Consider the following 9,496-nt stretch of genomic DNA (forward strand, 5'->3'; position numbering starts at 1 on the left):
GGTATTTCTAACTTCAGCCAGTTCATTATCAGTCATGTGGCTTACGTTAATGCCGTTCAAAATATATTCACCTTTTGTAGGCGTATCCAAACAACCCAGAATATTCATTAAAGTTGATTTCCCTGAGCCAGAAGGCCCCATCAAGGCCACAAATTCGCCCTTATTGATAGTTAACGATACCGATTTAAGGGCATGAATAACTTCGCTGCCTATCACATATTTACGTCCGATATCTTTAATGGTAATTAGTGGCTCCATTTATTTTTGTCGATTTGACTGTTGTGGTTACCGAAATGTTACAAAATTTTTGTCCGAAAGTCCGCGTAAGTCGGTAAGTCCGTAAGATGGGCATGAACAAAAATAATCTTTCGGACTTTCGGTCTTCCCGACTTTCGGTCTATTTTTCAATAACCTTTGCTACCAGGATATACTTATCATCGTGCTTAGGCGCATTCAGCAAAGCTTCTTCGGTAGTTATCTGCTGTTTCACTTCATCCGTCCTAAATACATTCACATCTTCCGACATATACACCAGCGGCTCAATGCCGGTGGTATCCACTTCATTAAGCTTGGCCATAAAGTCCAATATCTTATTCATATCGCCTATCATTTCCTGCTTTTCATTTTCAGCAAGTTCCAGGCGGGCCAAATGAGCTATCTTATCTACGGTTTCGCTGTCAATATTCATCCTTGTTCAAATTTTTGTTTGATGATGGCATGTACCTTATCGTGTAAAGCATCAGCATCGTCAATAGTTAAATGAGCCGTTTCAATAGGCTTATGTACAAATATATTACAAATACCCGGTTTGCTGCCTTTTTCTTTGCCGGTATCCCACATTACCTTCCAGGTATCCGGCGAGGTTACCGGAATTATGGGTATCTTCAATTCAATAGCCAGCCGGAAGGGGCCGTTTTTAAATTCATGCAATTTGGGTGGGTAATTATCAGGTATTTTCCCTTCGGGGAATATTACCACGCTGGTGCCGTTAGCCAACCTTTCTGCAGCTTTTTTAAAAGCCCTGAAGGATGACATTTTACTTTCGCGGTTAACCGGTATATCAATAGTCCTGAAAAATAAGCCTATGGCAAAGGTGTTAAGCAGTTCCTCCTTGCCCATAAAGCAAAAGTTGTTTTTCATGAGCAGACTTATAGATGTAGGATCTAAATTTGAAGTATGGTTGGGGCATATAATATAGGTTTTGCTCCAATCAATAGGTTCCTCAATATGGTACCGGTAAAAAATACCCGAAGGGTACGAACTAAAATATCCCAATAACTGGCGCACACGGTTCATGTTGCGGTACCTGCCGGGCTTACGCGAAAAGTAATATAAAAACGGCCATAGCAGTATAAAAAAAAAGCCAACACTGTATCTGTAGAAATGGCAGTGCAGTTTTTTCAATATCAATTTCATCGCCCTCAAAAATAGAAAAAATACTTACTTTCGTCGCTATGGAAACTGTTGTTAGCGGTATTAGGTCAACCGGGAATTTACATTTAGGTAATTATTATGGTGCGGTACAAAACTTTGTAAAAATGCAGCATGAGTATAACTGCTATTTTTTTATTGCCGATCTGCACTCGTTAACCACCCATCCAACCCCCGCTAATTTACACAGCAGCGTTAAAAGCGTGCTGGTAGAATACCTGGCAGCAGGTATTGACCCCGAAAAGGCTACCATCTATGTGCAATCAGACGTACCCGAAATAGCCGAGCTATACCTGTACATGAACATGAACGCCTATTTAGGCGAACTGGAACGCAGCACTTCATTTAAAGATAAAGTTCGTGCAAATCCGGATAACGTTAATGCCGGTTTACTAACCTACCCGGTTTTAATGGCGGCAGACATATTGATACATAAAGCCACCAAAGTACCTGTAGGTAAAGACCAGGAACAGCACCTGGAAATGGCGCGCACTTTTGGTAACCGTTTTAACCGCTTATATAACACCGAATATTTTAAAGAACCTGTAGCTTTTAACTTTAGCCACAATCTGGTAAAAATACCCGGGCTGGATGGCAAGGGTAAAATGGGTAAATCAGAAGGCGAAGGCAATGCCGTTTACCTGGCCGATGCGCCCGAAGTTATTCGTAAAAAGGTGATGCGTGCGGTAACTGATGGTGGCCCGACTGTTGAAAACCAGCAGAAGCCCGAAGAGATACAAAACCTTTTCGATTTGATGAAGGTAGTATCAACCCAGGATACGTATGATCATTTTAATAACTTGTACAATACCTGCCAGGTACGCTACGGCGACCTAAAAAAGCAACTGGCCGAAGATATGATAAACGCCACCGCACCTATACGCGAGCGTATAAATGCCATTGCAGCCGATACGGACTACCTGCGTAAAGTGGCCCAATTAGGCGCCCATAAAGCCCGCGAAAGCGCCTCGAAAACCTTGAGAGAGGTTAGGGAGATTATTGGTTTCAGGAGTTTTTAGTAGTTCATTGTTGATAGTTCATAGTTCATAGTGTATATTAGTCGTTAAAATATTTATGGAATAATGGCCATGAACCATCATCCATAAACCACGAACTAAATAAGCATGCATATAGCTATAGTAGGAAACATAGGCGCCGGTAAAACCACCCTTACAGAGATGCTGGCCAAAAATTACGGATGGGATCCGTTATATGAAGCCGTTGATAACAACCCATATCTGGAAGACTTTTACAGCGATATGAAACGCTGGAGCTTTAACCTGCAGATATACTTTTTAAACAGCCGCTACCGCCAGATTATTGAGATACAAAAAAGCGGGCACAACATTTTGCAGGACCGTACCATTTATGAAGATGCTTACATATTTGCCGAGAACCTGCACGATATGGGGCTGATGACTACGCGCGACTATGAGAATTACCAATCTATATTTGATAATATAACCGAGTACATTAAACCACCTGATCTGTTGGTTTACCTTAAAGCATCAGTACCTACGCTGGTAAACAACATACAGCGCCGTGGCAGGGAGTACGAAGCAGGTATCCGTATTGATTACCTTTCAAAATTGAATGAGAAGTACGATAAATGGATAAAGGATTATAAACTGGGCAAGTTATTGATATTAGATAAGGATAACCTTGATTTTGCCAATAGCACCGAAGACCTGGGTACCATTATACAGGCTATTGAAAGAGAAATAAACGGACTGTTTTAGTGGTAAGTTACGAGTATTGAGTTATAAGTTTATAACGTTTCATTACTCACAACTCACAACTCACAACTCATAACATAAAATGAACATCCTCGGTATCATTCCTGCTCGTTACGCTTCTTCCCGTTTTCCGGGCAAGCCGTTGGTTGATATTGCGGGTAAAAGCATGATACAGCGGGTTTATGAGCAGGGTAAAAAATGCCAGGACTTAACCGAGGTTATTGTGGCTACGGACGACCACCGCATATTTGACCACGTAAAAAGCTTTGGCGGCGAGGTAGTAATGACTGCCGATACACACCAAAGCGGAACCGACCGCTGTGCCGAAGTTGCTTTGGCCTATACTCACTATGATGTTATCATCAACATACAGGGTGATGAACCCTACATTGACCCCGAACAGATAAGCAAACTGGCCGCCTGTTTTAATACGCCTGATGCGCAGATAGCCACATTAATAAAACGCATTAAAACCGAACAGGAACTGCATAACCCCAACTCGCCTAAAGTGGTGGTTAATAAACTGGATGAAGCTGTGTATTTTTCGCGCTCGGCACTGCCGCATATAAGGGGCGAGGAGCCGCAGAACTGGCTGGAGTTTTATCCTTTTTTTAAACATATAGGTATTTATGGTTACAGGGCTGATATTTTACAACAGATAACCAAGCTGCCCATATCGCCTTTAGAAAAAGCCGAGAGCCTGGAGCAACTGCGCTGGATAGAGAACGGCTATCGCATAAAAGTTGCCGAAACCGAACTGGAAACCTATGCTATTGATACACCTGCCGATCTGGATCTGATCAAATAAATATAACCATACCGACTAACCTTTTATGAAAATGTTATTTAAAAAGATCTTTATTGTTATAATGATTGTAGCAAGTGGATCAGTTGTAAATGCACAAAAATTGCCAAATAAGAAGGACATGGATTATCTAATTACGGCATCAGGCGATACCGTATTTTGTAAAATAAGTTTTTCTTTTTTCAATAATAGCAAAGCGCGTTATAAAACGGCTGAAATGAAATCGGCAGTTGCAATTGATCCAAATCAGATTGCAGCATATTACGATGCAAAAAAGAAAGAATTATATACGTCGATACTGTTGCCCGATGAAGATGAGTCTCAATTTTTACAAGTTGTAGAAGATGGTCCGATTAGGATATATAAATTTTTAAAAAATGTGTATAGTGCTTACAGTTATGGTGGCTCCAGTATAATAATTTGGTTTATGTCAAAAAATAACGGCAAGCTTGAGCAAATAAAAACTAATAGTTTTTTAACGGGAATGGATATTAGCTCGAGGAAAGAGCGAGAGGATGTTTTTGGTGAACTGTTGAAGGACAAGCCCGAAGTTTACACAAAATATGCGGACAGTAAAAAATTCTCCTTTGATAGGATCAGGAGTTTGGTGCATTTATATAATACAGGCGTTTGGGTAGATGATTGGACAGGTAATTAATATTGTAGTCTTTTCCTATAATTATTGTTATTCATTCTGCTTAAATATCCTAATAGTCTTCATATACCTGCCCATATAATAGCTGTTTAAAGGCGTTGTAGTAACACAATAGGCTTTGCCCGATGTGGAATGTATAAACTGCAACGGCTGCCCGCTGTTGGCTATTATGATGCCCATGTGTCCAACTACCCGTTGCAGGCTATCGGTGCCGGTAAATAGGATAAGATCGCCGGTTTTGGCTTCGTTAAGATTAATTTCCCGGTCCATATCCGTAAAATCAACTGATCGCCGGGGCACAATGATATTGAAATGGTTAAACACGTAAGTGATAAACCCCGAGCAATCGAACCCTTTTGTTGGGTCTGTTGAGCCGTATAAATAGGGGATTCCCGTTAACGAATTGGCAAAGTTTAATAACTCCGCTGGGGTGGTTTTGCCGGTGTTAATATGCGTTATGGGGCTCCCGCTGATTGTATACCCTGGCGTAACGCCGGAAGTATCAGCACCTATAGATTGAAAATTTCTCTGTGGACCATTACACGCAATAAGTATCAAAAAAGCAATACCATAGCCGCCATTTGTTTTCATACAGGAAGTACAGCAAAAGGCTGGTATTGTTTAAATTAGTTAAGGTTAATACTTCGCTCTTCAGTATAGCAAGAGGTAAAATCAAATAATACCTATATATTTATACAACCTATATAAACCGTAATGAAAAAAAGTTTTCCGCTATTTTTAATGCAATTGGCAATGATTGTTATGGGCTATTCCAACGCCAGCGCCAATGTATTGTCGTACACTAAAACGGCCAACGCAGTTATTTTTAAACTGGATAAAGGCGTTATGCAAATCAATATTCGCCGCGCGGATATCATTGAAGTAAAATACACTATTCTTAATTCGTTCCCCTCGCAGGCTTCGCTGGTAGTAAATAATAGCTGGCAGCAAAAAGCCCCGTTTACGGTGAGTGACCTAAAAGGCGAAGTTATTATCAGTACTTCGCGCTTAAAAGTGATCGTTAACAAAACCACCCATGCTATTACATATACCGACTTGCTGGGCCATGTTATCACGTCCGAATATCAGCAAAACAAGGCCATGACCCCTGCCAGCATCGCCGGCATCAATACCTATAACTGCGAAAGCCAGTTCAATTCACCGGGCAATGAAGCGCTATTCGGGCTGGGTTGTCATCCCGAAGATACCTTATCCATCAACTATAAGGGCCGTAACCAAAGTATGGCCATTAAGTACATGACGGGCGCAATCCCTGTTTTGTTATCAACCAAAGGCTATGGTTTGTTATGGGATAATTATTCGGCATCGCAATTTTTCGGGGCCGAAGGCGGAAACACCCGCTTTAAATATGTATCCGAAAGTGGTAAAATGGTTGATTATTACTTTTTTTATGGTCCCGATTTCGATCATATTATTGACCTGTACCGTACAGCTACCGGTAAAGCACCCATGTTCCCTAAATGGAGCTTCGGGCTATTTCAATCGCAGGATCGCTATAAAAGCGAGGCCGAAATACTAACCGTGGCCGATAACTACCGCAAAAACCATATCCCGGTTGATGCCATTGTGCAAGACTGGTATTACTGGGACCCGCTGCCCATCGGCTCGCATATCATGACACCTGCGAGATATCCTCACCCAAAACAAATGGTTGATCAGCTTCATAAGGATAATATCCATGCCATGATATCCATCTGGCCCTTATTTGGTAAAAACACCAACAACTACGATGCCATGAAAAGCAATGGGTTTTTAACGGATATAACCTGGGATAATGTGGTTACACATACCTTTGATAGCTATTACGATGCACATAACCCTTTAGCACGAAAGTTATATTGGGAACAGGCACGCGATAGCCTGATTGCCCGTTATGGCTGGGATGCCTGGTGGGTTGATCAATGCGAACCTGATAATGGTACCCTGCTGGATGAGCGCCGGAAAAGCAATTTTTCGGTAGGTAAGGGGATAGATTATTTTAACACCTACTCGCTGGAGCATTCTAAAGGCTTATACCAGGGGTGGCGCAAAGATATTCCCGGTAAACGAGCTTTCTTTTTAATACGTCAGGCTTTTGCCGGGCAGCAACGCAATGCTACTACACTTTGGTCGTCCGATATTACCTGTACATTTAAAGCCTTTAAAAGCCAGGTACCGCAGGGTATTAACGCCTGCGCATCGGGCATACCGTATTGGACATCGGATATTGGCGGTTACCATCTTAACTGGAATGCCCCCAATTGGTCAAGACCCGAAAATCGCGAGCTGTTTACGCGCTGGTTCCAGTTTGGCGCTTTTTGTACTATGTTCAGGATACATGGCAAGGGCGAACGGGCGCTATTCTCCAACAACTGGGATGATAAAACAAAAGCTATTTTGTTGGATTATGATAAGCTGCGTTACCGCTTGTTGCCTTACATCTATTCGCTGGCAGGTAAAACCACGCTGGATAATTATACCATGATGCGGTCATTAGCTTTTGATTTTAAAGACGACCCGCAGGTGTATAATATTCCTGATCAATATATGTTTGGTCCGGCTTTTTTGGTTAACCCGGTTACCGAGCAATTATACACCGGTAAAAACGCGGCTAAAGGCAAAACTACCCGCGACGTTTACCTGCCGGCAGCAACGAAATGGTACAACTTTTGGAACGGCGAGGTTTTAGCAGGAGGGAAGCACATTGATGCAGACGCGCCAATTGACAAAATGCCGCTGTATATAAAGGCAGGCTCCATTATACCAATGGGTACAGCTGATATAGAATATGCTACCGAAAAACCGAATGCACCAATTGAATTGCGTGTTTACCCGGGCGCAAACGGCACGTTTAAGATTTATGAGGATGCGAATGATGGCTATGATTATGAAAAGGGCCAATATGCCACCTTTACGCTGAATTGGGCCGATAAAACATCAACCTTAACTATTTCGGCTACAAACGGCAGATTTAATGGGATGCTTAAAAAGCACACATTCAAAATTGTGAAAGTTAACGGGCTGCACGGAGCTGGAATTGCTGTTACGGGCAAAGCTGACAAAGTGGTTGAATACGATGGCAAGGCAATGAGTATAAAACTATAACGTCACCACAATATCAAATAATTTGTAAGTTGGTATTATGCGTTAGATAGTAGTTATTATTGCTTTATGGAAAATCAGCAAGTTAAACAGGTTGTGGGCCAGGTTATCAGTTTCTGGCGGGACAACAATAAAAACATTACCGACTTTTTTAACAAACACGCCGACGAAGTATATGCAGGCGCGGTAGCACCGGGCCGCAATAGCGGTATATATTTACTGGCGCATTTGGTGGCCGTGTCCGACGGATTGTTTACTATTTTAGGTTTGGGCGATAAACTTTATCCCGAACTGGAAAAATTTATCCGCGAAAGTGAAACCAATGCAGGTGACCAGCCCGAAGTGGCAGACCTTAAAGCAAAATGGAACGAGATCAATGCCAAACTGGAGGCCGAGTTTGCCAAACAAACAACAGATTGGTGGCTGGACAGGCACATGAGCGTATCAGAAGCTGACTTTGCACTGGAGCCTAACCGTAATAAACTTAACGTGCTATTAAGCCGCGCCAGTCATGAAAATTATCACCGCGGGCAGTTGGTGTTTTTAACCCGGCCTACACAGGGATAATCAAGAAATATTCGCTATCATTATAAATGATAGCGAAGCAAGGTCATTTAAATAGCATCACCCTGATAAGGAGTATTGCGGCGCCTTTGGTTTTAATTCTTCATATAAATTTTGTTATCAATTTACACAGCATTGAATTGGTAAATCATTTTATACGAATTGGAAATGTTGGCGTTTATATGTTTTTTATTGTTTCGGGATTTGTATTACCTTACTCTTTATACAAAACAGATTATACCTTAAGCGGGTTTAGGAAGTATTTTGTTAAGCGAAGCCTGAGGATAGATATACCGTACTGGTGCATGTTAATTGTATGGTATATTTTTTTAAAGGAGATATTCTCGCCCGGTAATCTAAAGGAGTTGTCCTATCATATATTTTACCTGGTGCCATTTATTCCCGGTTCTTATTGGTTTGACGGGGCCTACTGGACCCTGCCTGTTGAAATGGAATTTTATATATTGTTGGGCCTTTTATATCCTTTATTGATCAAGGCAAAACCTTACGCCACACTATTAGCGCTACTTAGTGTTTCAATGCTTTGTGTGTTTTTTATTAATGGCGACAGGGGCATTTTATTTTGCAATATGAATTTCGCCTATTTTTCAATAGGAATAATTCTATTTAAGGTATACATAAAACATATTGACATCAAGCTGGCAATAATTGCTATTGCACCAATTATAGTTTACATAGCAATATTTGTATCATTAAGGTTAGGCGTAACAATTTGCCTTGCCACTTTAGTTATTTTGTTTCTTAAAATTGCCAGGTTGCCATCGGTGATTAAATTTTTAGCCACTATATCTTATTCGCTGTATCTAACCCATAATAAAGTGTTAAATTTTTTTATTGAATATGTTAGTAGATATAATTTAAATCAATACATCCTGTTTGTACTTACAATACTAATATGTTTAATAGCAGCGTATATGTTTTATTGGTTAGTTGAGCGCCCCGCTCTTATGCTATCAAAAAAAATATTGAAATAACACTTTATTATTAAATCAACTAATTGCCAATTTAATCTGGCGTGACATTCATAGGCGTTTGATTGATCCAATTGACCATATATGGAAAAGGTTTTACGCCTAATAATATAGCCTGTTGGGGCGTATAAGCCATGCGGTAATATTCTAAAACCGGGACTCCAGGCGCATAAGGATTGCCGAAACTATCAATAAGGCTTTTACTTGCACC

At 41.0% G+C, this 9,496-nt stretch carries 11 protein-coding genes; 7 read left to right on the plus strand and 4 right to left on the minus strand.

From position 1 onward, the window contains the following. From ABI367_RS02700 to ABI367_RS02710, 3 genes are all read right to left on the minus strand, one after another. On the minus strand, positions 1-258 hold a 258-nt coding region (locus tag ABI367_RS02700), incomplete at its 3' end, for an ATP-binding cassette domain-containing protein (protein ID WP_462227973.1). 139 nt (positions 259-397) lie between these two features. Then, on the minus strand, positions 398-688 hold the full coding sequence (gene gatC / locus ABI367_RS02705; RefSeq protein WP_462227974.1) for an Asp-tRNA(Asn)/Glu-tRNA(Gln) amidotransferase subunit GatC: 291 nt from the start codon (positions 686-688) through the stop codon (positions 398-400). Next, on the minus strand, positions 685-1,416 hold the full coding sequence (locus ABI367_RS02710) for a lysophospholipid acyltransferase family protein (protein WP_462227975.1): 732 nt from the start codon (positions 1,414-1,416) through the stop codon (positions 685-687). The genes gatC and ABI367_RS02710 overlap by 4 nt, the downstream gene beginning before the upstream one ends. 38 nt (positions 1,417-1,454) lie before the next feature. On the opposite strand from ABI367_RS02710, the gene trpS reads away from it, so the two are divergent. The 4 genes from trpS to ABI367_RS02730 all read left to right on the plus strand — a co-directional run bounded on the left by trpS (position 1,455) and on the right by ABI367_RS02730 (position 4,630). After that, positions 1,455-2,450: a tryptophan--tRNA ligase gene (gene trpS, locus ABI367_RS02715; RefSeq protein WP_462227976.1), complete on the plus strand. Its 996-nt coding sequence runs from the start codon at positions 1,455-1,457 to the stop codon at positions 2,448-2,450. Between the two features lie 105 nt (positions 2,451-2,555). Beyond that, complete coding sequence (locus tag ABI367_RS02720) at positions 2,556-3,170, plus strand: deoxynucleoside kinase (RefSeq protein WP_462227977.1); 615 nt, start codon at positions 2,556-2,558, stop codon at positions 3,168-3,170. A 79-nt stretch (positions 3,171-3,249) separates the two neighbouring features. Beyond that, on the plus strand, positions 3,250-3,975 hold the full coding sequence (kdsB, locus tag ABI367_RS02725; RefSeq protein WP_462227978.1) for a 3-deoxy-manno-octulosonate cytidylyltransferase: 726 nt from the start codon (positions 3,250-3,252) through the stop codon (positions 3,973-3,975). Positions 3,976-4,000: 25 nt separating this feature from the next. Further along, positions 4,001-4,630 carry a hypothetical protein gene (locus ABI367_RS02730; RefSeq protein WP_462227979.1) on the plus strand — a complete coding sequence of 210 codons (630 nt, stop codon included), beginning with the start codon at positions 4,001-4,003 and terminating at the stop codon, positions 4,628-4,630. A gap of 27 nt (positions 4,631-4,657) precedes the next feature. Here the strand turns inward: ABI367_RS02730 and ABI367_RS02735 are convergent, their stop codons facing one another. Further along, positions 4,658-5,218 (minus strand): C40 family peptidase, encoded by a 561-nt coding sequence (locus ABI367_RS02735; protein WP_462227980.1) that lies wholly within the window; start codon positions 5,216-5,218, stop codon positions 4,658-4,660. Positions 5,219-5,341: 123 nt separating this feature from the next. Between ABI367_RS02735 and ABI367_RS02740 the strand changes: the two genes are divergently transcribed. The 3 genes from ABI367_RS02740 (at position 5,342) to ABI367_RS02750 (ending at position 9,288) form a co-directional block, all read left to right on the plus strand. Continuing rightward, positions 5,342-7,732, plus strand: a complete 2,391-nt coding sequence (locus tag ABI367_RS02740; protein WP_462227982.1) for a glycoside hydrolase family 31 protein — start codon at positions 5,342-5,344, stop codon at positions 7,730-7,732. A gap of 66 nt (positions 7,733-7,798) precedes the next feature. Then, complete coding sequence (locus ABI367_RS02745; RefSeq protein ID WP_462227983.1) at positions 7,799-8,296, plus strand: DinB family protein; 498 nt, start codon at positions 7,799-7,801, stop codon at positions 8,294-8,296. A gap of 26 nt (positions 8,297-8,322) precedes the next feature. Next, positions 8,323-9,288: an acyltransferase family protein gene (locus ABI367_RS02750; RefSeq protein ID WP_462227984.1), complete on the plus strand. Its 966-nt coding sequence runs from the start codon at positions 8,323-8,325 to the stop codon at positions 9,286-9,288. Positions 9,289-9,496 lie beyond the last annotated feature (208 nt).

It is taken from the genome of Mucilaginibacter sp. (genome assembly GCF_039935595.1).
Lineage (GTDB): Bacteria > Bacteroidota > Bacteroidia > Sphingobacteriales > Sphingobacteriaceae > Mucilaginibacter.

Bases quoted from the DNA above. Each gene is read 5' to 3' on its own strand.
- ABI367_RS02750 (WP_462227984.1), top strand. From the start codon at position 8,323: ATGATAGCGAAGCAAGGTCATTTAAATAGCATCACCCTGATAAGGAGT.
- ABI367_RS02720 (WP_462227977.1), top strand. From the start codon at position 2,556: ATGCATATAGCTATAGTAGGAAACATAGGCGCCGGTAAAACCACCCTT.
- kdsB (WP_462227978.1), top strand. From the start codon at position 3,250: ATGAACATCCTCGGTATCATTCCTGCTCGTTACGCTTCTTCCCGTTTT.
- ABI367_RS02745 (WP_462227983.1), top strand. From the start codon at position 7,799: ATGGAAAATCAGCAAGTTAAACAGGTTGTGGGCCAGGTTATCAGTTTC.
- ABI367_RS02730 (WP_462227979.1), top strand. From the start codon at position 4,001: ATGAAAATGTTATTTAAAAAGATCTTTATTGTTATAATGATTGTAGCA.
- ABI367_RS02710 (WP_462227975.1), bottom strand. From the start codon at position 1,416: ATGAAATTGATATTGAAAAAACTGCACTGCCATTTCTACAGATACAGT.
- ABI367_RS02735 (WP_462227980.1), bottom strand. From the start codon at position 5,218: ATGAAAACAAATGGCGGCTATGGTATTGCTTTTTTGATACTTATTGCG.
- trpS (WP_462227976.1), top strand. From the start codon at position 1,455: ATGGAAACTGTTGTTAGCGGTATTAGGTCAACCGGGAATTTACATTTA.
- gatC (WP_462227974.1), bottom strand. From the start codon at position 688: ATGAATATTGACAGCGAAACCGTAGATAAGATAGCTCATTTGGCCCGC.
- ABI367_RS02740 (WP_462227982.1), top strand. From the start codon at position 5,342: ATGAAAAAAAGTTTTCCGCTATTTTTAATGCAATTGGCAATGATTGTT.